We start from the raw sequence: 24,290 nt of genomic DNA on the forward strand, positions 1-24,290 counted from the left end.
TCCGCCGCCAAATAAGGCTTTTGTCGGCATCGACAACACTCTTGGTGCGTGATCAAAAAAAACAATATAAGACGCCCCTCGTTCAATCGGCGAAATCGGAGGGTATGGGTCCTTATGATATCTGCATTAGAGGGATTTTTCAGGCGGTTTGGAACTACAAAAAGATATATAGTTGTAACAATAAGATAACTCCTACTAAGAATCCAAAAAGAGCCTTGTGAATTAAAGGGAAGAGTGAAGATGGCTGCCTTGCCTTATTTCCAGAACAATCGATCAGTTCTCGCCCAGAAAGGGGATTTAAGGATCAGAAAATTCGCAATTGTAGCAGCTGCCATTTATATCATTTATATGATAATCAGCTACAATCTGAGAGATGATGCCGGCGCAACTACCTTTTTCAGCGATTGGGCGGCCTTCATCATCAACGGGGCCATGAGCCTGTGCCTTCTCTATGCCGCTTGGCAGTCCATTAAGGTGGATCGAAAGATCTTTTTTGCCTGGCTGATGATGGCCCTCGGCCAGCTCAGCTTTGCCATTGCAGATGGATTATGGGCCTGGTTTGAGACAGCTATGCAGATCTCTCCCTTTCCTTCGATTGCAGATATCCTCTGGCTGATGACCTACGTCTTCTTCACAGCAGGCATATTTCTATTGCCTTCCATGGCGATAACACTGCGAGAGAGGACCAAGATGATGCTGGATATCGCCATTGTGATAGTGACCTCCAGCCTCTTTTTCTGGTCGTTTATCCTGGAGCCCACCATTTATCAAAACATACAGCTGGATCTTCCGACCTTGGCACTGGTTATGGCCTATCCAATTATGGATTTGATCCTGGTCTTCTTGGTGGCAGAGATGCTCTTTCGCAAGCTGAGCTTCCCGGGAAATGAGGCCATCAAGCTCCTCGCTTCCGGGGCAATAGTGTGGATCTGTGCGGATACCATCTGGATGAGCCAGGCTCTAATTGGAACCTATCGGCCAGGCGGAATTCTGGATAGCGGTTGGATTGCGGGCTATTTATTGATGGGCCTTGCGGGAATCGCCCAGGCAGAGGCGGTGAAGGCGGGCGTTTTTAATTCCATTGAATATGCTGAGATACGCTATGATCGGACTGGATGGCCGCTCTATCTCCCTTATCTCAGTGCAGCCGGAGCCTTCTTGATGCTCGTCTGGAGCCGCAACCATGATTTTGGCATCTCCTTTCAAAACATCGCCATCAGTGTGGGGATCATAATAGGACTGGTCTTCCTCCGGCAGCTCCTGGTATTGAATGAAAATACCCTGCTATATAAGGCGGCTGAAAAGGAGATAGCTGAGAGAAAAAGGCAGAGGAGGAGGTGAGAAGGCTTAACATAGATCTGGAGGAGAGGGTGAGGCTCCGCACAGCAGAGCTTGTGGCTGCCAATAAGGATCTTTTAGAGGCAAAGGATAGAGCAGAGGCAGCAACAAGGGCGAAATCGGCTTTTTTGGCCAACATGAGCCATGAGATAAGAACGCCCATGAATGCTGTGATAGGAATGACCGGCCTACTATATGAGACGGATATGAAGCCGGAACAGCGGGAATTCCTGGAGATCATTCAGAAGAGCGGCAATTCTCTGCTCTCCATCATCGATGACATCCTGGACTATTCCAAGATCGATGGGGATAAGATGGAGGTGAGGATGAGGCCCTTTGACCTTCAAGGATGCATTGAGGATTCGCTGGACATAGTGGCGGTAAAAGCCTCAGAGAAGGGGCTGGAGCTGGTCAGTCTGCTGGATGATGACATTCCTGAGAGGATAGTGGGAGATTCCAACCGCTTAAAACAGGTCCTGATCAATCTTTTGGGAAATGCAGTGAAGTTCACAGATAAAGGAGAGGTGGTACTGGAGGTCAGCTCCAGGGTCCTGGCGGAGGATGAAGGCAGAGTTGAGCTTCACTTCACAGTAAAAGATACGGGCATTGGCATATCGCCGGAGAACCAGTGCAAGCTCTTTCAGCCCTTCTCTCAGGTTGATTCCTCCAAAACCAGAAATTATGGAGGGACTGGACTGGGGCTGGCCATCAGCCGGGGAATTGTGGAGCGGATGGGCGGCCATATCTGGGTGGAGAGCGAGATGGGAAAGGGAAGCGTATTCCACGTCAAGCTAACTGCGAAGGCTGCTACAGAGGGAAGGGATGCTCTGGCATTCCCGGGAGCAGATCGCAGTCTTGCTAGCGGTCTTGCTAGCAGTCTGGATGGCAGTGCCGGTCATCTGAAGAGCAATCGCAGATCATCGATATTGGCAAACAGGAGAGTCCTGATCATTGATGACAATAGATTTGCCATTGATATGCTTCTTCGTGCCACTCGTTCCCTGGGGATGATCTCCACTGGAGCCCAGAGCCTGCAGGAGGGCATGACCCTCTTGAGAAGGGGTGGATATGATCTTGTGCTTCTGGATGCCATGATGGATGAAGGGGGAGGGCGGGGTATAGCCAGAGAGATCAAGAGCGGCAGATATGGGGATCTCAAGCTGGTTCTTCTCGTCCCGGTGGGAAAGGGCAGCAGCTTCAAGGTCGCAGCCGATGGGCGTCTGAGCAAGCCAGTGAGAGCGCTTCAGCTCCGCCATCTTCTCGAGGGCCTCATATCGAACTCACTGAATGAGAAGGCACCTGTCAAGGACAGCGCTTTATTGGATGACGCAAAGAATGAAGCTCGGACTCTTCGCATTCTGATGGCAGAGGATAATGTCATCAACAGGAAGGTAGCGCTGAGCATGCTCAAGCGGCTGGGTTACAAAGCAGATGTGGCGGAGAATGGATTGGAGGTCTTACAGGCATTACGGGAGAGGTCCTATGATGTTGTCCTCATGGATGTGCAGATGCCCCAGATGGATGGCCTGGAGGCGACCCGGCGTATTCGCGATTCAGGGCTGACCACTCACATCATTGCCATGACCGCTCATGCCCTGGATGGAGATAGGGACGAGTGCCTGAAGGCGGGGATGGATGAGTACATCAGCAAACCGATAAAGATGGAGGAGCTGGCACGGGTTCTGGAGACATTCGACCAGAGATGTGCGGCGGCGAGTTAGATCATCGATCCTGATAAATTGTCTCGGTTTTCGCGTTTTTGTGGATGAACCCCCGGGATGCTATTTTTTATTTCTTTGTGCCTCTATCCCCTTGTGCCTCTATTCTCTTGTGTCTCTGTTCCCTTTGCAATGGGATGCTCAGCCCCAATAACAAAGGGGCCGGAGCATAAAAGAGCTTCTCCGCAGCAATACAGCCACACAGTTCGGCAAGAAGCCAGAATTCTATTTATGGCAAATCAACCTAACCCTCTTGAGAAATTATATTCCATGCTATTAATGGAAAGGTTTTTAAAACTGCCTGCGGTCTTCTGTTATCATGGTGAGATTTGCATGCTTACTGGATCGTTAGCCAGAGGACGCGTCCTCTCAAGGTGCCTTCCCATGATTGGCTTTGTCGCAGCTGGATTGCTGCTTTTATTCCTATGTACTGCCCAGGCGGATGATGGCGGTGATGATGGCAGCGTCGAGATGCTGACCGTTGCTGACTCCACAGGTGACTGGGGCTATCCCTCGCCCTACGGCCATTACTCCCGCGGACCGGGATATGTGAGAATGAGCCTGATCTTCGATACATTGACCTGGAAGGATGAGAAGGGCATCATCCCCGCTCTGGCAGAGAGCTGGGAGATGGAGGGAGATGATGCCTATACATTCAAACTGAGAGAGGATGTTCTCTGGCATGATGGCGAGAGGTTCACCGCCAATGATGTTCTCTTCACCATCGATTATATCAAAGAGCATCCTTATATGTGGGTCTCCTCCGATATCATAGAGGCGGCAGAGGCGGCAGACGAGTATACAGTCAGGATCAACCTGAAGCAGCCTTATGCTCCCTTCCTGGAGCTGGTTGCTGGAACCCTCCCCATTCTCCCCGAGCACATATACAAGGGCATAGACAATCCAGCAGAGTTCAAGGATGATGCTGCTCTGGTGGGCACCGGCCCCTTCCAGCTTGTGGATTATGACCAGTCCCAGGGAAGCTATCTCTATCAGGCCTATGACGATTACTATCTGGGCAGCCCGAGGGTGAAACAGCTCAAGTTCATCAAGGTGAACCCGGAACTGTCAGCTGCCGCCCTGGAGAAGGGGGATGTTAATGCAGCAAATGTGCCCCCAGAGGTGGCAGGGGGTCTTAAGGAGGAGGGCTTCACAGTGCTGCTCTCTTCCCATGACTCTATCACCAAGATAATGGTCAATCATAAGAAGGAGCCTCTCTCCAATCCCGCCTTCAGGCAGGCTCTCTATTATGCCATCGATCGCCAGGCGCTGGTGGACAACGCCGCCCGCGGCTATGGGGTGCTGGCCAGCCCCGGCCTCTTCTCTGTGGACAATAGCTGGTACAACCCCCATGTAGAGCAGTACGACTACGAGCCGGCGAAGACAGAGGAGCTGATGGAAGGGCTGGGCTACACCAAGGTGGACGGCCACTTCTCCAAAGAGGGCAGCCCAGTCAAACTGGAGATGCTCGTCACCTCAACCAATGAGCGGACAGGAGAGCTGATACGCCAGCAGCTCGAAGAGGCTGGATTCATCGTAAGCTTGCGCACTGTGGACTCCAAGACCCTTGATAGCCTGGTCACTGAATGGAAGTTCGATCTGGCTTTAAACAGCCATGGGGGCATGGGAGCAGACCCTGAGATCCTGAAGAGGATGACTGGCGAGGGGTATACATTCAACAGCGCCCGGTACACAGAGAACCCAGAGCTCAATGAGCTGCTGGAGCAGGAGGTGGCCGAGAACGACGAGCAGAAACGGAAGGCTCTGATCGACCAGATTCAGGTGATCCATGCCCAGGAGCTGCCAGTTCTTCCCCTCTACTATGCTGATACCTACTGGGCGCATGATGGCACAGTGAATATGTATTACACCAAACAGGGAATTGCAAATGGCGTTCCTATAGCATTGAATAAACAGATCTTTGTAAGCTAAATTGTAATCTAAATGGAGGATAGTACAGAATGAAATTTGTGGTCTGTGGCAAAGGCGGAAGCGGAAAGAGCACCGTCTCCGCTCTTATCGCCCGAGAGATGGCATCAAGAGGGGAAAAGGTGCTTGTGGTGGACACCGATGAGTCCAACTTCGGTCTGTACAAGCAGCTGGGACTCCCCCAGCCCAAGGACTTCATGGACTCGCTGGGCGGCAAGAAAGGCCTGGGAGAGCGGATGAGGAAATTCATGAGCTCTGAGGGAAAGGAGAAGCTCTCCATCCTTCAGGATTTCACAGTAGAGGATATACCAGCAGATCTTATTGTGGGTGAGAACGGCATAAAGCTGGTTGCCATCGGCAAGATCCATGACTACGGCGAGGGCTGTGCCTGCCCCATGGGCGCTTTGGCCCGGGAGTTCATCGAGAAGCTCAAGGCAGATGGAATGCATGTGATTGTGGATACCGATGCGGGAATTGAGCACTTCGGCCGGGGGGTGGAGGCGGGCAGCGACAGGATCGTAGTGGTCATAGACCCCAGCTTTGAGTCGGTGCAGCTATCAGAGAAGATCTCTGAGATGGGGGCGAAGATCAACAAGCCAGTCTACTTCATCCTCAACCGGATGAATGAGGATGCTGCAGAGCTCCTCTCTTTAGTTGATAGGGAGAAGGTCATAGGCAGCGTGCCTTTTGATCGCGGTGTCTTCCAGGCCTGCCTGAAGGGCAGCCAGGTGCCCCAACTGGCGGAGATGAAGGAGATCGTGGATAGACTTCTAGCCGAATGATGCCGATATGATCCTGAATCCGAATCAAAGATCGCAGATCATGCCTCTTCCGGTAGTGCTCTTATCCACTATCTCCTCAGACGGGGTGCGAAATGCTGCACCCTGGTCCTGTGTGATCCCCATCCTTCGGCCACTGGAGGAGGTGCTGATTGCCTCCTGGCTGAAGAGGGATACCCTGGAGAACATCCGCCAGACGGGGGAGTTTGTGATCAATGTGCCCCGGGCTGGAATGGAGGAGGCAGTCATGGCCTGTGCTAAGAGCTTCTCCCCAGAGGTCGATGAGTTCGAGGAGGCGGGGCTTGTGGCCAGGCCATCGGTCAAGGTCAGTGCCCCAGGAATCGAGGGCTGTCTGGCCTGGGCCGAGTGTACTGTAGTGGAGGAGATCGCCCGGGAGAGGTACGTGCTCGTCATCGGCCGGGTGGCACATCTGGAGGCAGACGAGAGGTTCTTTTCCCTCGAGAACGGAATGGACTTTGAGAAGGCCAAGCCGCTATGTATAATGGGCTCAGAGAGGGGAATGCATTTTGCCTCTCCTGCAGATACAGGATATAAAGGGGGATCTTCCAGGGAATAGTGCCTTTATCCTGGGATTCCGGCCTGGAGTACATCCTCAGCCCGGCTTTGATTTTTTTTCATTCGAAAAATTGTTTTGCCCATCGAGCGGCTCAATCGAAAGCTTTTTGATATTTCAGCCATTCAAAGATTAGTAATTCTGATTCGCATCTGCAAGATTGATATGAAATAGACCGGATCGGGGAATAGATCTGTCCTCTTTTGCAAGCTGATAGCCCAAAAGAGGCAGCTTCAAGATTATGCGGACGACCAGGAGAGGTGATGAGGACGGCATCCCATATGGATCGCATTGCTCGCGAGGAGGGGCTCCAGAGGTTCCACACCGGGAGAATGCATTCTGCTGCTGTATTGAGCCACAAGGCAGAAACCCAGCCCGCCCCCTCTGAAGATGCCGATCATATAAAAGGGCCGGCAGCAGTGAGGGGACTGGAGGACGCCCATCTTGCCATCATCCATTTCATGAATGAGGGAGCAGTCATACTATCTGAGGAGGGGAATATCCTTTATGCCAACAGCAGCTTTGCCAGAATGGTGAAATCATCATTGCGGGGATTGAGCGGCAGCCCCATCCACAGATTCATTTCTCCTCTTGGCCCAGGCGAGATTGAAAGACAACTGAAAGAAGAAAACCCTGGCGTCCACAGGATCTCCCTTCAGGCCCTTGACCGGAGCACTCTTCCCGCCCTGGCCTCATTTCATCCCCTGGCGCAGGGCGAGGATGGCCCCCTCATAAAAGAGAGATCCAATGCAGCCGCAATAGCCATCTTCAGGGATCAGAGCGATATAAAAAGAAGAGAGAGCCTGGAGGCGGCAGAGAGGCTGGCTCGTTCTATCATTGAGCAGGCCACAGAGGTCATAGTGGTCTGCGATGATGTCGGGAGGATTGTCAGGGCCAGCGATATCGCCGCCCTCATCTGTGGGCAGGATCCAACTTATTTGTCCTTCGAGGAGTCGTTTGACCTGCGTCAATCGGATGGAGAGATCTTATATCCCGTTCAGGCGGCGCTGGATGGAAGAATCATGCTCCGGTCCGAGGCCAGGCTGCGTTGCTGTAACGGCAAGCTCTTCCATCTCCTTGTCAGCGCTGGACCACCGAGGGATCACAGAGAGGAGATCATCGGCTGTGTGATCACCCTCTTTGATATCACTGAGCAAAAGGAGATGGAAGATGAGCTGCGCAAGGCAAGGGACGAGCTGGAATTGAGGGTGCAGGAGAGAACAGCGGATCTATCTCGGGCCAAAGAGGAGCTGGAAAGGATAAATGAGGAGCTACTCCGGGAGATAGAGAAGCATAAGGAGACAGAAAAGGCCCTCATCAAAGCGAAAGAGGTAGCTGAAGCTGCTGCCCAGGCCAAGTCCGACTTCATGGCCAATATGAGCCATGAGATAAGAACCCCCATGAATGCAATCATCGGTATGACCTCCATTCTGATGGATGATGAGAAGCTCAGCTTTGAGCAGAGGGATTTCATAGAGACCATCAGGATAAATGGGGATGCCCTGATGATCATCATCAATGATATCCTGGACTTCTCCAAGATGGAGAGCGAGAAGACAGTCCTGGAAGAGCAGGCCTTCGAGCTGCGCGACAACCTGGAGGAGGCCTTCGACCTCGTCTCAGCCGGTGCCAGGGATAAAGGGTTGAAGCTGAGCTATATGATAGATGAGAATGTGCCTGATTATATCATCGCCGATCCCAACCGCCTCCGTCAGATCCTGGTAAACCTCTTACATAATGCCATTAAGTTCACTGCAAAGGGTGAGGTGAAGCTATCTGTGCGGGCGGAAAAGGCCCAGGACTTCAGCCCTGCCCTCGATTCATATGAGATCTGTTTCTCAGTTCAGGATACAGGAATAGGCATCCGTCAGGACCAATTAAGCCTGCTCTTTCAGCCCTTCTCTCAGGTGGATGCCACATTGACGCGGGAGAATGGAGGAACGGGCCTGGGCCTGGCCATCAGCAAGAGATTGGTGGAGATGATGGAAGGAAGAATATGGGTGGAGAGCGAGATCAATAGGGGTTCGACCTTCTCCTTCACCATCAAGGCAGATAGAGCCCGGGGAGAGGGCAGATCATTGATCGGTGTCCAGCCCCATCTGGCAGGAAAGAGCATACTGATAGTAGAGGACTGCCGGCCTTGCCGTCATATCCTGGGCGGATATGCCTACTCCTGGGGGATGTCCCCCCTGATTGCCGCATCGGCTCAGGATGCATTAAACTGGATTCAAAGGGGAGACAGATTTGATGTCATCGTTCTGGACATCAATGTGCCCCAGATGGATGGAGTGGCGGTGGCAGAAGAGATCAGGAAGTATGATCGATCCATTCCCCTGATCATGCTGGCCTCCACAGCCGAGCAGATAAGCCCAGGCATCTTCGATGCTTATCTGATAAAGCCCATAAAGCCCTCCCAGTTGCATAAGATCCTGACTGGCATCTTCGTCATCCGTGAGGGCCAAGAGCAGCCAAAACCTTCACGGAGGAGTGAAGAGGCAGAAGAGCAGCCAGATCACCTCAAGATACTCCTGGCAGAGGATAATGCATCCAGCCAGAAGGTGGCTTTGCGGATGCTCAAACGGCTGGGCTACCGGGCAGATGTGGCGGCAAATGGAATTGAGGTACTGCAGGCGCTGGAACGCCAGCCCTATGATCTGGTGCTGATGGATGTGAGAATGCCGGAGATGAACGGCCTGGAGGCTGCAAATATCATCCGCCAGCGCTGGCCTGATAGCGGCCCCTCGATAATTGCAGTTACTGCTTATGCTCTGGAGGGAGACCGGGAGAAGTGCCTTGATGCGGGCATGGATGGATACATCAGCAAGCCCATTCGGATAGAGGATCTATCAGAGAAATTGAGCAACATCCGGCCCCGCCCTTGCCGCAGCAATAGATGAGGGCGCTGGCATACTCATTGATGTGCCAGAAGACCGCCTGAGGCCCGTCGATGGCCGGTTGCTTCTGCCCATTCATCTTCCAGCACAAGCCAGATCTGATGGAGTTCATCCATAAGTGCCATTTTCCATCTCAGCTATAAACGAGTTGAGCTTCAGTACGGGAACCACCGGCACACCCTCATAGGTCTTGATCTCCTCCTCGATGAGGGTCACCACCACAGCTACAGCCTCTCTTCCAGTCAGCGTCTTGTAGAATGCACATCTCTCTTTATGCTGCTTGATGGCTCTCTTCAATGCCGATAGCCGGGGGCGGTGGCCGCTCCACCTCTTGCACTCCACCAGAACTGTCCTGCCAGCCCTGCAGGCGATGACGTCATACTGCCTGCGCTCCCTTTGCAGAGTCCTCACTATATTTATTTCCACAGAAAAATCGTTTTGTTCGAATATATGACCGACCAATCTCTCAAAATTCTGCCAGATGGCCTCAGTGGAGGCCCTCTCCAGATCGCTCAGGGACTTGATCTGGGAGAAGTCGCAGATCTCCTTGATTTGTGCCCTCAGCCCACCCGCCCCCTATAAAAAAAGGCTCTTTGCTCACCGCTGAGGGGCGAAGGCACAAAGGCGGGATAGAGCATCTCCCGATCCCCCCGCAGAGAGCAGCAAAGAACCAAAAGAGCTGATTGGCCGCCTCCTCACAGCCCCTCCTAACCCTTTATCTTCTCCACCCTGACTGCACATGCCTTGTACTCCGGAGTCTTGGCCTGGGGATCGAGGGCTGCATTGGTCAAGAGGTTGGTCAGGACATCCTGATAGTGGAAGGACATGAAGACCACTCCCCGGGAGGATTTGTCTGTAACCCTGGCCCTGGTCTTGACCTCCCCCCTTCTGGAGCGGACTGAGACCATCTCTCCATCCTCGATCCCCAGCTCCCTGGCATCGGCAGGGCTGATCTCCACAGTCTCCTCTGGCCACACCCACATGATGCCCTTGGACCTCCTGGTCATGGAACCGGAGTTGTAGTGCTCCCGCCTCCTGCCGGTGGTCAGGATCAGAGGATATTCTGCATCTGTGCCCTCTGCAGGGGGCCTGTGCTCCACAGAATTGAACCTTCCCAGGCCGCAACTGAAGTTATCTGCATGCATAGTCTCAGTCCCCGGATGGTCGATGGACGGTATGGGCCACTGCAGCCCGCCGTCATCCAGACGGTCGAACCTCACTCCAGCAAACATGGGAGCCAGAGAGGCGATCTCATCCATGATCTCTGAGGGATGGCTGTAGCTCATGGGATAGCCCATCATCTGAGAGATCCTGCAGATGGTCTGCCAGTTCTCCTGGCCACAGAGGGCAGGTATTGCCTTGCGCACCCTTTGAATACGCCTCTCGCCATTGGTGAATGTCCCGTCGCACTCAGCAAAGCTGGCCGCGGGCAGGATCACATCTGCATAGCGGGTGGTCTCAGTGGGGAAGAGCTCCTGCACCACCAGGAAATCCAGGGACTGAAGAGTCGATCGCACCCGGTTGATATCGGGTTCGGTATGGGCGGGATCCTCCCCCAGGATGTAAAGCCCGCGGATCTCCTTTCCCGGATTGCGCTCCATCATCTCGGTGGAGGTCTGGCCCGGATCTGTGGGCAGAACAGCTCCCCAGGCCTCCTCGAACTTGGACCTTATGGCGGGGTCGGTGACCGGCTGGTAGCCGACATAGACATTGGGAAGAGCCCCCATATCGCAGGCCCCCTGGACGTTGTTCTGACCGCGCAGGGGCATTATGCCTGTTGAGCGGCGACCGACATTGCCGGTGAGCATCGCCAGATTGCCAAGGGACATAACATTGGCGGTTCCAGTTGTATGCTCGGTCATGCCCAGGCCGTAGATGATCATCGCCTTATCAGCACGGGCATAGATCCGGGCGGCCTCGATTATAGCCTCTGCTGCCACTCCAGTGATCTGAGATGCCCTCTCCGGCGGGTACTCCTCCACTGTTTTTTGCAGCTCCTCGAAGCCAATCGTTCTCCGCTCCATGAACTCCCTGTCCTCCAGGCCCTCTCTGAGGATCACATTCATCATTCCATTGAGCAGGGCGATGCTGGTTCCTGGTTTCTGGTCGAGCCAGACTGAGGCCCAATCGACCAGCTCGATCTTGCGGGGATCGGCGACGATTATCTTCGCCCCCTTTCTGGCCGCCTTGATTATCTTCAGGCTGACCACGGGATGGGCCTCAGTGGCATTGGAGCCGATGATGAAGAGGACATCGGCGTCCTCGATCTGGTCGAAGGAGTTGGTGGCCGCTCCGCTGCCGAAACAGGCGGCCAGGCCGGTCACCGATGGAGCATGACAGACTCGGGCGCAGTTGTCCACATTATTGGTGCCGAAGGCCGCCCGGGCGAGCTTTTGCATCAAGTAGTTCTCCTCATTGGTGCAGCGGGAGGAGGAGAGAGCTCCCAGGGCATCGGGGCCGTACTTCTCTTTGATCTGGGTGAGCCTCTGGACGACCAGCTCCAGGGCCTCATCCCAGGATGCAGGCTCAAATTGGCCGTTCCGCTTTATCAGGGGGGTGGTTATGCGGTCGGGATGGTGGACGATCTCCTCCAAGCCGAAGTGGCCTTTGACGCAGGCCTGGCCTCTGTTTACCACTCCCTCCCGGCTGGGCGTTACAGATAATATTTTGTTCTCGAAGATCTTGAGCGTCAGGCTGCAGCCTACGCCGCAGTAGGGGCAGATGGTGACCACAGTGCTGTCAGGCCGGATCCATTTCTCAGAGCGGACGAAGAGGGCTCCGGTGGGGCAGACATCAACACAAGCGGCGCAGAACTTGCAGTCCGCCTCCTGCAGAGATTCAGGGCCTATCCAGTGGTTGCGGTGAAAGTTGGGGTTGTTGAACAGGATGCTCTGGCCGCGCACCTCATCGCACATCCTCACGCACCGGCTGCACATTATGCAGAGGTTATAGTCGCGGTCGAAGAACGGCTCCCTCAAGACAGGCAGACCACGGAATGATGTCTGGTATCTGATCCTCTCCAGGCCAACGAACTGTACGACCTCCTGCAGCTCGCACTGGCCATCATTGGGGCAGTATTTGCAGCCTACTGTTACTGGGAATTTGCGCATGCACTCCCGCAGGTCAGTGCATTGATCCTTTCTCTCGCAGAATAAGCAGGAGGTGGGGTGGTTGGTGAGGGCGAGGAGCATCTCCAGGGTATTCCGTCTCATCTCCTGCAGCTCCTCAGTGCAGGTGTGGACCACCATACCCTCAGCCGCTGGGGTGTTGCAGGCTGTGGGATATTGGTCCATCCCCTCCACTGAGACGATGCACAGCTTGCAAGAGCCAATGGGCTTCAAGTCCGGATGATGGCATAAAGACGGCACATACGAGCCCGCAATACGAGCCGCATCGAGAATGGTTGACCCTTCGGGGACGCTGACCTCTCGATCATCGATAAATAGCTTTATTTCTGACATGTTCCCAACCGCGCCGGACTGGGATAGGGATTGATCGTATTAGTAGATTACTCTGAACAGGCAGCTTCTCAGGCCGGATAGAGAGTGCCGGCCGGCATTAACCGGGCAGGGAAACATTAATGATTGATATGATTGATAAATACCATCAACACAAGAGAGCGACATAATGCAATGCAGTATGATAATTGTACTCCGACATAGGCGATTGGGGGTTGAAAAAAATTGATCTATCTCTACTACAGCGACTGCTTCCTGAGCTATAACTTCGGGCCGGAGCATCCTCTCAATCCAATCAGGCTCAGCCTCTCCTGCAAGCTGATCGAGGAGGAGGGTCTGCTGGATGGCAAGACTGAGCTGGTCTGCCCCTCCCCCGCCCGGGAGGAGGAGCTGGCACTGGTTCACACCCCGGAGTATATCGAGGCAGTGAGACTGGAGGAGCCTGACCTGGCCTTCGGCCTGGGAAGCGATGATACACCCGTATTTCCCGGGATCTTTGCCGCTTCAAGCTTCATGGCTGGAGGGAGCATCGATGCCGCCAAAAGGATTGCAGAAGAGGACTGCACTGCATTCAACCTGGCCGGCGGCCTTCATCATGCCTTTCCCACTCAGGCAGCGGGCTTTTGCGTCTTCAATGATATCGCTTTAGCCATCTGCATTCTCAGGAGGAGGTTCTCCCGCATTCTTTACCTGGACATAGATGCTCATCATGGCGATGGCGTGCAGCAGATCTTCTATCAGGACAGGGATGTTCTCACATTCTCCATGCACGAGTCAGGGCTGTACCTCTTTCCCGGTACCGGATTTGTGGAGGAGGCGGGGGCGGGGCAGGGCCTGGGATACTCAGTGAACATCCCCATGCCGATGTACTCCGGGGACAGGGAATTCGTCTCCGCCTTCGAGGAGGTGGTGCCCAGGCTATTTGATTGGTTCCGGCCGGAGGTGGTGGTGGCGCAGATAGGCGCGGACACCCATTACTCCGATCCCCTGACCAGCCTGAATGTCACCTTGGAAGGGTACATCCATATGGTCCGCCGGATAATCGAGCTTGCTGGTCGATACTCTCAGGGCAGGCTGCTCGCTTTAGGAGGGGGAGGGTATAACCTGGCAGTTGTTCCCGCCGCCTGGTCCTGTGCCCTGCATCTGATGAGAGATGAGCCGCCAGCGGAGTTCCTCCCGCCATACTTCGTGGAGCTATTCCTAAACGAGGTGGGCTATGTGCCCCTCTCCTATCCGGATGCAGAGATGAGGCCGGGTGAGAAGACGCAAGAGAGGATAGCAGTAGAGCTGGCAAGGACGCTGGAGAGCCTGAAGAGGATTCAAAACGAGATTCATCCGGGCAAACTGTGATCCTGCTGTTGAAGGGCATCCTCATCGAAGAGCATCCTCATCTGCAAGGTCCCGCCGTCCTCTCCCGCCACCCTGAATCCCATCCTGGTGATCAGGCCCAGTGCGGGCAGGTTGTCCTCCAGCACCTCGGCGGTAAACCCCTTTAATCCCTTCCTCCGGCCAAGATATGTCATATATCGGTGCAGAATGCCTCCTATTCCCTGACCCTGGAAGTCGTCATGCACCACCAGCGCCAGCTCAGCGAAAAGATCACTATCATTGGTGCAGAACTGCCCCAGGCCGATGATCTCCTCTCCATGCTCCTGAACCAGCAGTGCCAGGATCACCAGCCCCCTTGATGGATCCAGGGGCAGGAACTCCCAGAGCCGGGATCGGGGCATATGCCTCTTGGCGGAGGCGAACCTCTTGTATGAGCTTCTGTCAGATAGCGAGGAGAAGAAATCCTGTAGCAGGGGCTCGTCGCTCATCATCACCGGGCGCAGGAATATGAGAAGGCCCTTCTTGGTCCTCCTCCAGGTCTCAAGGTTCTCCTGGTACTCCGCAGGGGTGCTGGCCCGGCTGGGGGGGAAGGAGAATAGCCTGCGCGCCTCCTCCATCAGCCAGGGGCGAAATCGAGGGTGGGAGATGGCAATCAGATCCATAGCCCTCTCCTGGATGCTCTTGCCATAAAGGTAGGCTATGCCGTATTCAGTTGCCACATAACGCACATCCCTCCGATCGATTGTGCCGCAGATGCCCGCTTCGAGCCGGGGGAGGATGCAGCTGGATATGCCATCGCTTGATGTTGAGGGCAGAGCGAGTATGCTCTCTCCTCCCGGCGCCAGGGGCGCAGAGCGCATGAAATCAGTCTGGCCCCCTCCAATTCCACCAGAGCAGAGCCCCCCGCTCACTGTTCCATTGCTCACCGGCCCGTTGCTCAGCGGCCCATTGTTCATCAGTCCGCTGCTGGCCTGGCCGGTCAGGTCGATTTTAAGGGCAGAGTTGATCGCAGTCATATTTCTCTGCCGACTGATGATTGCCGGATTATTGGTGTAATCGATTCCTTTGAAGATCACATCCGGGTTCTTATGAAGGAAGCTGTAGGTCTCCTCACCGCCCAGGCAGAGCGAGGCCACTGAGAGTCCGGGATCTATGCTTTTATTGCTGTTATCGATCACCCCCTCTCTCATCAGCCTGGCTGCTCCATCGGTGAAGATCTCGCTATGCAGCCCAAGGTGCCTTTTGTCTTCAAGATATGCCAGCAGGGCATCGACGAGGGGTCCGCATCCCACCTGCAAAGTGGCATCATCCTGGACTATCCGGGCGACGTTCCTGCCGATCCGTTCAATGATGTTATGGGGCACGTCCATTCTGCTTTTCCACTCTAAAAGGGGCTCGTCCCTGGGAATTATGAAGTCGATATCCTGGATGTTGATGATGCCATCGCCAAAGACATAGGGCATATGGGAGTTTGGCTGGGCGAGAAGGAGGGATGATCTCCTGGCGGCGGCCAGGGCGGCATCGACCCCTATTCCCAGGCTCATATCTCCCTCTCCGTCCGGAGGAGAGGTCTGGATGAGAGCCATATCTATAGGCAGAAGCTCTCTTCTTATCAGATCGGGAAGGGAGGAGAAGGAGGCCGGTGCGCAGTAGGCAGGCTCCCCTGTGCTTATAGATCCCTGATCGCAGTGCTGAACCAGCTCAAGATCCAAGAGCTCCTGGGAGTGATTTTTGATATAGTCCAGCAGCGATCCGGCCAGGGCCTGGGGCCGGGCACAGGCGGTGCCTATGAATATCCGGTCCCCTGGATTCAGCAGCTTGAATACCTCCTCTGGTGGGGCGAACTTCTCAGGGAAGGTCTCCGTCCAGAGATTCCAGCCGGTGCCAGCATCCAATCTCATATCTCATCAGCAGGGCATAGCAGAGTGAGCTGTTCTCCACTGTTCTGTAATGATAATTGGTGATGGGTGTAATAAGCCTTTATCTGAAAGAAGCCTCTTCCGAAAGCTTCATGGCCCGGGCAGACAGATATGGAGCTTGATTATGGTAATTGTGCTGTGCAATGATGCTGAGATCGAGGTCCCGGACGGCGAGGTCTGTCAGATCTGCGGCTGCGAGCTGGAGGAGTTCGACGAGGTCACAGGCACAGGGATTTTCGGCTACTATCACTGGATCTGTGTGAGCCACGCCGATGCCTGAGGTCTCCCTTGGGGGGCGGCCATCCTCCCGCCAATTAGCCGGCCAGGCGGAGGGGGTGTGGATGTGGATGGCAAGATTCATAAACCAGCAGGTGATTGCATTATCCTCGATCTGCTCGGGATCGGCAGAATCTGAGCAGGCTGGATGCGGGGATAACCAAGCCAGGCCAACGGTGATAGACTCAAGATCTATTCTCGCAGGAGTTCAAGGGTTCGAATCCCTTTCCCCGCACTCCAAATAATCATTTTCTTGGGGTGGGTTCGCTTTTTACTTAAAAAAAATGATTATTTTATGCGAAGTGTGGAATGAGGGATGTAGCCCATCCAGTACCCATAGGACCGGTTACCCTTCTTCATGGTCGTGATTTTTCTCTATTTGCCAGATATGCAGATCTTCTAATCGGGCAGCTCTCTTTAGTGCCTTCAAGCCCGCGGGCCTTGTTGCCGGCCTCGGGCAAGATCTTTGTCGCCTTCCTTGCTGCTTTTGAATCCCTGGCCTCTCACAAGAGGGCCTTTCTCTTCTCTCTGGTGGTGGTTATGTGCATGAAACTCTCACGCCCGATTGGGCACCCACGAGGATGAAAATGCTCCCTTTGCCTGTCTCAGGAGCATTATCATGGAGCCAGTTGTAATAAGTTGTACCGGAATGGATGTTCATGAGAAAAAGGTAGATGTGTGTATATAAAACGTCACTATTACGCTAGTATCCTTTAGTTGACTCAATAAGCTCAACGGCCTGATCTGGAAAATCGGTAAAAAGCCCATCAATGTCAAAGGATGAGTAAAATTGATTTAATTCATCCTTAAAGCTTTTATATCTGACAGAGAGCTGATCAGCTCGAAATACCCAGGGATAAACCTTTAGGCCCATTTCATGTGCCCTTTTGACTAGAACTGGATTATCTTCAATATGCTGCTTATGGGGAGCAATACCATTAGCATAAGTAGCAATATTTCTCAATCCATTTTCTGAGATCATTTCATTAAAACATTCATCTAAACCGATAATCTGTATTAGTGGCAGCTTTGTTTTCATATTAAATCTCAAATTCTTAAGAGTTTTAGGCTCAATGCATTGGATATATAGCAAAGCGTTTTCGTCAGTATACCCATATTGTGTCAATGTACTAATCAAGAGATTTTCCATAGGTAGTCCTTCAGCAGTATGCCAACTAGGATTCTTAATTTCAGGAAAGAGGCCCACATCCTGTTTAGAAGCTTTATTTAGACCTTGGATAAGTTCTATCAATTCATTAAACGTGGGCACCTTAAATAGCGCCTTATCTAACGGGAATCTTCCAGGGAAAACAGCTGTGCCATTCTTATTTATTCTCTCGTGTACATGAAGTTCCTTAATCTCAGAAAGTTTGAGATCAATTGCATACCAATGGCCATCTTCCCTGCATTTATCTGGAAATATATCGCTTACATTAGTAGTAAGTTCTAGATATATATTATGGCTACAAATAAAAACTGCATCCTTAGAAAGCACAAGGTCTGGCTCTACAAAGTCAGTTCCCATGCCATAAGCCATTGCATAAGCTTCGAGTGTATGCTCTGGCAAATAACCGCATGCGCCTCTATGAGAAATTACTTTTTTGCGTTTCACATGGTTATTAGGTTTTAATGAAATCATGTTTGTCGCCAACATAAGGACATAATTAACATAGTCCTATTTCATATGTTTGTTTATCTAATCGCAATATGATGCTATCTTATAAATAGCATTCCATTAGCTCAAAATATATTTATTATATATAGCCGTGCTGTACTTTCCAACTTTTAGCTTTATTTATAATATATTTTGATTAATTTAAATCTCAAACGCGATTTTAAAATTTAAAGTTTTTATACTTGGATTGATTTTACTCGTATGGGGGTAGAATGATCAAAATAGTAAAGGTACCATTACAATTAGAGCCGTTCTTGAAAAATTTGAGGATCTCTTTACCAAACCGAGCTATTGCTCATTTCGAGACCTATGCGGGGCTCTGAGCGTATGTGATAAATCCAAGACTGTCGCCAACCTATGTGATACTATGGCGGATTGCAGTAAAGGTAAAAAGGCACGTTCTTCATATAATTGGTTTTTAAGCGATGCTAACTGGGATGAGAATGAGGTTGCGCAGCGTAAAGTGGATCTTTTCATCGATAAATTATGTTTAAAAGATGATGATAAAATATTGCTAATAATTGATGATACATATAACGAAAAGAATGGAATCCAAACGGATGGTGTTGGTAGATTTTACGATCATAGTAAAGAATCCTACATTTGGGGTAACAATTTTGTTACCTCTGTAATCCAGTCAAAAGGATTATTCATTCCACATAAGGCTAAGATGTACTTCAAAAATAGCGATGAATGTGTGAATTTCAGGACAAAGCTGGAAATTGCCTTTGATGAGATAATTGAACCATTGAAGGTCCCAAAAGGGATGAACCTCTGTATAGTTTTCGATAGCTGGTGGTCATCCGAAGACTTAATTAATAAATGCATAAATTTAGGGCACAGCGTAGTGTGCCAAATTAAATCCGATAGAAAAGTTGGGATAAATAACATCATGAAATTCCAAGTTAAGGAAATGGCAAACCAAATTGATGAAAAGCATTTCACCAAGACAATTATCAATGTCCGGGGAAAGAAAAAGACCTATTACACATTTGAAAAAAATGTTATAATTTATCGCATCGGAGAGGTCAAACTTGTTATCTCTAAAAGAAAGAGAGACGGAGGAACAAAGTATATCATAAGCACCGACAAATCCCTTTCTTCGAAAGAAGTCATATCTATTTACGAGGATAGATGGGATATCGAAACAGCCCACCGAGAAACAAATCAAAAATTGGGGTTCAAAGATTATCAATTAAGGGATAAAAACTCCATTGAGAGATTTATCCAACTTGTCTTTTCAGTATGGGCTGCAATTCTCTTCTGGGAAATAGACAATCCATCAGCAAAAGACGGCTCAAATCCAAGAACAATGGGCGAGATGATCGATCAAGTAAAAATGCAGGCACTTGGAGAAACATTTGAATACATCATGATATATTTTAATTTACCTGTGCCGAAAGGTGGACTACTTCATGTACTTAAAGGTCTAGGATTGAAAATTTAAAGAAGCGAATAATTCGAATAATAAAAAATTAGGAGAAACTTGGAAAGTACAGTATAGCCGTGTTCCGCTTTTATTAATATATTTTTATCTTAAACTATAATACAAAAATCTATTATTACAATATGCTTAAATTTATAGTAATCATATATGGGCTTTGACGTTAAGTATTTATCTCTTTAAAAGTGATTAGCAAAATATGGGATTCTTTGATGCTTATTATTTTGACAGGATGACCTGGATTTGTTTCAAATTAAAAAAAATAAAAAAACTGAAAATTTTATATATATCATAACCAATCACATTTGAGGTATGTAAGGAGATGGGAAGGAATACGGATAGACTAACGGCTGTCTTGAAGGAATATGAAACCTTGAGGAACGAAATAGTAGATAAATCTAGGCTACATGTAACTGTTTTTGCTGCATATATTTCCTTTTTAGGAATTTTTTACGGATATGTTGTTGCGAATAAGGCTTATGATTTTATAGTAATAATCCCCTGGATTTCTCTTGGACTTTTAGATAGGATTATTTGGGATCAATTTATTATCTCTGAAATAAGTCGTTATATTAAATACGAAATAGAACAGCAAAAGATTCCGTTATTATTAGGCAAAATTAATCCCGCAAGAAGTGATGAGATTGATCACAAATTCTCAAATCTATGGTTGGGATGGCAGACATCTTATTATTTAAACAAAGATAGATTGCCGTATTTTTATGAAATATCTTTAAAAATGCTATTTGTCGTTCTATCATCTATTCCACCTATTCTATTTAACTTATATAATATAATAATTTATTTGCTATATAATACTTATAATGAACTACCACTTAGATCTAATTTGCCATTCCAATGGAATATGGTATTTTTTGCCATGGACTACTATTTAGCACTTTATACGCTCTATTTAATAAGAATACATATTGCAGGTAGGCGAGATGGATGGAAACCTTGATTTTATGGAATACCTCAATAAAGACGCTATTAACAACTAAAAGCACATCACATAGAATTAAGAAGGTCCGATAATGAGAGTAATTCAAATTCTCGTTTCAATAATTTTACTATTATCAGTATCAGCTTTATCAGAAAAAGCAACTATGAATAACGCGGGTGATCGATACAGTACGGCACAAAAGAGGGTAGCGTGACGATTTTGCTCCGGAGGGCCAGGGAGGCTAAGCTGCTCAATAAGAGTTCCATCGAGGAGATTCTGATGGAATTGTCAAAGTTGCGAGCAGTTAAAATCGGAGGGAAGTGGAGACTCACAGAGGTCTCAAAAAAACAAAGAACAATTTTGGAAAAGATGGAAATTAGCGTGCCTGTTGAGGCAAGCATGGTTATTAAAAAGGGCGGAGTTTAGGTTGCCAAGGGAAATGAACCCGAAAGGTAAGGAGTAAAGATCATGCCGAGACAACGTGATTTTTTAGAATATCATAGATCAATTGCCGCTGAACTGCAGGTTACCAAGGACCGCGTTCAAAATCTGATAGGTGACCGTCATTGGCATACGGTTGGAATAAGCAAAGAAGCGATCCTGAGAAAAGTGCTCAGAGGTCATATTGCTGAGACATTTCACGTTGGAACTGGTTTTGTGTGCGGTCCAGATGCGACATCTCATCAGATCGACATTCTCATCAGTTCACGTAATAAGCCGATTTTATTCGGAGACGGAGAACTACGATTTGTGACCCCCGACATGGCGATTGGAATTGTTGAAGTTAAAACCCAGATTCAAGGTGACTTGAAGGATGTGCTACACAAACTTGCCGACGATGTGGAAATGATCCGCACCAACGGGAACCAGCAATGTATGGCAGGCCTTTTCATTTATGAGCCTTACAGCACGAATGATGGGCCAGAACGCATTCTTCGTCGCGTTCGAGAGGTCGCCAATGGAAATGAAAGTCGGGTGATAAACTGGATTGCTGCAGGGCCAAATATTTTCGTTCGGTACTGGTGTAAAGGAGAGGATGTACAAAGCAATGTCCATGGACCCGTATGGCATAGCTACACCTTGGATGATTATTTGGCACATGCGTACTTTCTAAGCAACATCGTTTGGGACACTTGTTCCCATCTCGACCTTAATATGCAGTATGCTTGGTTCCCCATCGAAGGTGGAAAGGAAAATTATCGCCGATATTATGTCGGGCTAAACGACACTCAACCAACGAGATTTGATTTCTGAGTAATATATGCTAACAGAAGACCCTATTGGCAAATAAATGGCGAAAGACTGTGATTCAGAGTCGCTCCATCTCTCCCTCAACTTCTCCGCCATACCCCACTCCTCGCCCAGATCCTTCCCTATATCCATCCCCGACTCGATCCTCTGCAAGCCTGGCGTACATGATGCACAGCAGCTCCAGCGCCGAGAACGTCCTCCCCGGCAGTGCCCGCAGAACGTGCGTCTCCCTGGGGTCGTTGATGTCCAGCCCGTAATGCCCCAGCATTCCGATCTCGGAGGTGATCTCCTGGAGCTCCTCCAGCAACCTCCCGCGAAAGAGCCGTCGTGTCCAGCCGGATAGAAGACTGCCGTCCTTCCTCGACCTCCTGGCCTTGAGTTCGCGGGCCGCCATCTCGCGCAGCCCATTCCATGCAGGCCGCGCAGGTCCTCGGGTGCCTCCATCTCCAGCACCTTCTGGAAATGCTTTTGGGACGGCACCATGTCGCCGGTCAAGCGGAGAAGGCTAGGCTGTACACGGTCTGCAGGTCCTGGGGATCGCACTCGTTGGAACGGCGCAGGTAGTCGAGAGCCCGCAGGCTGCCGCCGCCCTGGCCGAAGATGGCGCCCCGGTTCTTGAGAGCTACGGGATTCCTGGGATCCGCGGCTAGGGCTCGCGTGGCGCACTCCCTGGCGCGCGGCAGGTCGCACGCCCGCTGGTAGGCGAGCGCCAGGGGTACGCGGTACGGGGCGCGAGCTGAAGGCTGCGGTGTAGCAGCTCAATGCCCCAGTCGAGCTGGCCGAGGTCCACGTTGCAGAGACCAAGATTGTAGGGGAGATCGGAATCGTCTGGATCCTGACGGAGGAGCTCCTCTAGGTAGGTGCGGGCCTCGTCGAGCAGGCCGGAGGCGAGGTGCTGGTGGCGCGGGAGAGGGTAGTCGGACATTGCAGGCGTAGATGAGCGGCAATTATTAAAATCGTTATCCTGGCAGGTCTTCAACATGTCTACGATTTTAATTCAGCAGCTTTTTAAGCCAATAAGATAGCATAGAAGCATGAATAATTGGACTGTATGGGAAAAACATAAAACCATTGTAAGAGGGTCCTTTAGTATTCTCATTTTATCGGTCATTACAATCTTTTATTTTATATTTTCTATTGTTTATTTATATTTGTTTTCTACAACCATTGGCGATAAACTGGGATTTTTTAGCATATTTATTGGATTATTAAGTATAGATATTGCAATATTTAGTTTAATCGATACTACGAAACAACTTAATGGCGTCCAAGCAGATTATTGGAATGTAAGAGGGATAGACGCCAAAAATAAAAGCAAGACATTCCGTAATCAAGGCAAATGTGATGAAGCCGTTGAGGCTTATGAAGAGGCCATTCAGGCTTTCGATAAAGTTATCGCATTAGATCCTGAAAATGTGAAATCCAGGATCAATAAAGGCAATGCATTTTCTGATCAAGGCAAGCACTACGAAGCTATCCAAGCGCATGATAAGGCTGATTTGGCATATTCAAAGGCAATTGAATTCTACGACGAGGCTCTCGATATAGATCCTAAAAATGCAAAAGCCTGGAACAACAAAGGCACTGTACTTCGAGATAAAAGCAAGTACAATGAGGCCATTCAAGCTTATAAAGAAGCTATCAAATTAGATCCTAAATTAGTTCTTGTTTTGAATAACAAGGGAGACGCCTTGCATCATCAAGGCCACTACAATGAAGCCATTAGGGATTATGAAAAAGCTATCGAGCTAGATCCAAGATACGCATTGACTTGGAACAATAAAGGCAAGGCACTCTTTGATCAAGGAAAGTATGATGAAGCAATTCAAGCTTATGAAAAAGCTATCGAGCTAGATCCCAAGAATACACAATGGTGGTTCGCTAAAGGCCATGCACTTGAAATCCAAAAAAGATACGAACAAGCCCTTCATGCCTACGATAAGGCCATTGAGTTCGATCCACAAAATTTAGCTGCATGGAATAATAAGGGCAATGTATTTCGCGAAAATGGCAAATATATAAAAGCTATTAACGCTTATAATAAAGCCCTCGAAATTAATCCCCAAGACGCAATGGTTTGGACTAATAAAGGTTGGGCACTCTGCCTTTGGAACAAGCACACTCTTGCCATCGAATATTTTGATAAAGCAATCAAAATAGATCAAAACTATGCATTGGCCTGGAGAAACAAAGGCTCAGCACTTGAAGAATTAGGAAGATATGAAGAGGCCATCTACTGCTATGAAGCTGCAATCAGATTAGATAAAAATGATGTCCAAAGCTGGAACAGCAAAGGAAATGCATTTTTTAGCCGAGGTAAATATATTGATGCTCTAGCGGCTTATGATAAGGCTATTGAGTTCGATCAAAAAAATGCGAATATATGGTTTAATAAAGGCAATGCTTTAGCAATTTTAGGGAGGCTCGTAGATGCCCTTAAATGCTATAACTTGGCAAATGGACTCGACCCAAATTTTGCGTTAGCTTGGTACAATAAAGGTATTGCTCTCCATGAATTGGGCAGGCATAAAGAAGCTCAAAACGCCATAAATAAAGCTAAAGAGCTTGGATTCGAAGATTTTTAATCTCTAAATAATACGTACCTTTTCATTACTTTCACCCTGCCCCTTTGTCCTCGCCCTGATTATACTCGGAGCACTTTGTTCTTTATCTTGACCAAGAATGGCCGCAGATCCTCCACCAGTTCATAGTCAAAGCCTGCGCGATCTTAAACAAATTTTTAGACGATTTACAATTTCAAGA

18 protein-coding genes, 1 tRNA gene and 1 pseudogene are annotated in these 24,290 nt (G+C 49.9%); 14 read left to right on the forward strand and 6 right to left on the reverse strand.

Annotation, left to right across the window (positions count from 1 at the left end):
- The first annotated feature begins 240 nt into the window (after positions 1 to 240).
- From IPI63_RS08725 to IPI63_RS08750, 6 genes are all read left to right on the forward strand, one after another.
- Positions 241 to 1,341 (forward strand): hypothetical protein, encoded by a 1,101-nt coding sequence (locus IPI63_RS08725; RefSeq protein WP_292477983.1) that lies wholly within the window; start codon positions 241 to 243, stop codon positions 1,339 to 1,341.
- A complete protein-coding gene (locus IPI63_RS08730; RefSeq protein WP_292477984.1) occupies positions 1,338 to 3,059 on the forward strand; it encodes a response regulator in 1,722 nt (573 codons plus the stop codon). Before IPI63_RS08725 ends, IPI63_RS08730 begins: the two co-directional genes overlap by 4 nt.
- Before the next feature lie 381 nt (positions 3,060 to 3,440).
- Positions 3,441 to 4,988 (forward strand): ABC transporter substrate-binding protein, encoded by a 1,548-nt coding sequence (locus tag IPI63_RS08735; RefSeq protein ID WP_292477986.1) that lies wholly within the window; start codon positions 3,441 to 3,443, stop codon positions 4,986 to 4,988.
- Positions 4,989 to 5,017: 29 nt separating this feature from the next.
- The gene (locus IPI63_RS08740) at positions 5,018 to 5,767 is read left to right on the forward strand and encodes an AAA family ATPase (protein ID WP_214066321.1); all 750 of its coding nucleotides are present in this window, start codon (positions 5,018 to 5,020) and stop codon (positions 5,765 to 5,767) included.
- Between the two features lie 7 nt (positions 5,768 to 5,774).
- Entirely contained in the window at positions 5,775 to 6,341 is a 567-nt protein-coding gene (locus IPI63_RS08745; RefSeq protein ID WP_366850782.1) for a flavin reductase family protein, read from the forward strand.
- A gap of 260 nt (positions 6,342 to 6,601) precedes the next feature.
- A complete protein-coding gene (locus IPI63_RS08750) occupies positions 6,602 to 9,235 on the forward strand; it encodes a PAS domain-containing hybrid sensor histidine kinase/response regulator (protein ID WP_292477988.1) in 2,634 nt (877 codons plus the stop codon).
- Between the two features lie 105 nt (positions 9,236 to 9,340).
- On the opposite strand, the gene IPI63_RS08755 is transcribed toward IPI63_RS08750, so the two are convergent.
- Both IPI63_RS08755 and fdhF read right to left on the reverse strand, forming a co-directional pair.
- Positions 9,341 to 9,796: a restriction endonuclease gene (locus IPI63_RS08755; protein WP_366850906.1), complete on the reverse strand. Its 456-nt coding sequence runs from the start codon at positions 9,794 to 9,796 to the stop codon at positions 9,341 to 9,343.
- 143 nt (positions 9,797 to 9,939) lie between these two features.
- A complete protein-coding gene (gene fdhF, locus IPI63_RS08760) occupies positions 9,940 to 12,693 on the reverse strand; it encodes a formate dehydrogenase subunit alpha (protein WP_292477989.1) in 2,754 nt (917 codons plus the stop codon).
- A gap of 222 nt (positions 12,694 to 12,915) precedes the next feature.
- On the opposite strand from fdhF, the gene IPI63_RS08765 reads away from it, so the two are divergent.
- Positions 12,916 to 14,040 carry an acetoin utilization protein AcuC gene (locus tag IPI63_RS08765; RefSeq protein ID WP_292477990.1) on the forward strand — a complete coding sequence of 375 codons (1,125 nt, stop codon included), beginning with the start codon at positions 12,916 to 12,918 and terminating at the stop codon, positions 14,038 to 14,040.
- On the opposite strand, the gene IPI63_RS08770 is transcribed toward IPI63_RS08765, so the two are convergent.
- Positions 14,022 to 15,920, reverse strand: a complete 1,899-nt coding sequence (locus IPI63_RS08770; protein WP_292477991.1) for a bifunctional acetyl-CoA hydrolase/transferase family protein/GNAT family N-acetyltransferase — start codon at positions 15,918 to 15,920, stop codon at positions 14,022 to 14,024. The genes IPI63_RS08765 and IPI63_RS08770 overlap by 19 nt on opposite strands.
- Positions 15,921 to 16,062: 142 nt before the next feature.
- Here IPI63_RS08770 and IPI63_RS08775 point away from each other — a divergent pair, with 142 nt between their 5' ends.
- Both IPI63_RS08775 and IPI63_RS08780 read left to right on the forward strand, forming a co-directional pair.
- Positions 16,063 to 16,218, forward strand: a complete 156-nt coding sequence (locus IPI63_RS08775) for a hypothetical protein (RefSeq protein ID WP_292477992.1) — start codon at positions 16,063 to 16,065, stop codon at positions 16,216 to 16,218.
- A gap of 146 nt (positions 16,219 to 16,364) precedes the next feature.
- Positions 16,365 to 16,449, forward strand: a tRNA-Leu gene (locus tag IPI63_RS08780).
- 468 nt (positions 16,450 to 16,917) lie between these two features.
- Here the strand turns inward: IPI63_RS08780 and glpQ are convergent.
- Positions 16,918 to 17,868 carry a glycerophosphodiester phosphodiesterase gene (gene glpQ / locus IPI63_RS08785; RefSeq protein WP_292477993.1) on the reverse strand — a complete coding sequence of 317 codons (951 nt, stop codon included), beginning with the start codon at positions 17,866 to 17,868 and terminating at the stop codon, positions 16,918 to 16,920.
- A gap of 233 nt (positions 17,869 to 18,101) precedes the next feature.
- On the opposite strand from glpQ, the pseudogene IPI63_RS08790 reads away from it, so the two are divergent.
- From IPI63_RS08790 to IPI63_RS08805, 4 genes and pseudogenes are all read left to right on the forward strand, one after another.
- Positions 18,102 to 19,336: pseudogene (locus IPI63_RS08790) on the forward strand (IS701 family transposase).
- A gap of 319 nt (positions 19,337 to 19,655) precedes the next feature.
- Positions 19,656 to 20,294 (forward strand): hypothetical protein, encoded by a 639-nt coding sequence (locus IPI63_RS08795; protein WP_292477994.1) that lies wholly within the window; start codon positions 19,656 to 19,658, stop codon positions 20,292 to 20,294.
- A 192-nt stretch (positions 20,295 to 20,486) separates the two neighbouring features.
- Positions 20,487 to 20,702 (forward strand): hypothetical protein, encoded by a 216-nt coding sequence (locus IPI63_RS08800; protein ID WP_292477995.1) that lies wholly within the window; start codon positions 20,487 to 20,489, stop codon positions 20,700 to 20,702.
- A 42-nt stretch (positions 20,703 to 20,744) separates the two neighbouring features.
- The gene (locus IPI63_RS08805) at positions 20,745 to 21,530 is read left to right on the forward strand and encodes a DUF6602 domain-containing protein (protein WP_292477996.1); all 786 of its coding nucleotides are present in this window, start codon (positions 20,745 to 20,747) and stop codon (positions 21,528 to 21,530) included.
- Between the two features lie 55 nt (positions 21,531 to 21,585).
- Here IPI63_RS08805 and IPI63_RS08810 read toward each other — a convergent pair whose 3' ends face one another.
- Both IPI63_RS08810 and IPI63_RS12940 read right to left on the reverse strand, forming a co-directional pair.
- A complete protein-coding gene (locus IPI63_RS08810; RefSeq protein ID WP_214066078.1) occupies positions 21,586 to 21,921 on the reverse strand; it encodes a hypothetical protein in 336 nt (111 codons plus the stop codon).
- Positions 21,922 to 22,173: 252 nt separating this feature from the next.
- Positions 22,174 to 22,509: a tetratricopeptide repeat protein gene (locus IPI63_RS12940; RefSeq protein ID WP_366850786.1), complete on the reverse strand. Its 336-nt coding sequence runs from the start codon at positions 22,507 to 22,509 to the stop codon at positions 22,174 to 22,176.
- Positions 22,510 to 22,561: 52 nt separating this feature from the next.
- Here IPI63_RS12940 and IPI63_RS08815 point away from each other — a divergent pair, with 52 nt between their 5' ends.
- Positions 22,562 to 24,112, forward strand: coding sequence for a tetratricopeptide repeat protein (locus IPI63_RS08815; protein WP_292477997.1), 1,551 nt, complete (start codon positions 22,562 to 22,564; stop codon positions 24,110 to 24,112).
- Positions 24,113 to 24,290 lie beyond the last annotated feature (178 nt).

The organism is Methanothrix sp., from assembly GCF_016706325.1.
Lineage (GTDB): Archaea > Halobacteriota > Methanosarcinia > Methanotrichales > Methanotrichaceae > Methanothrix.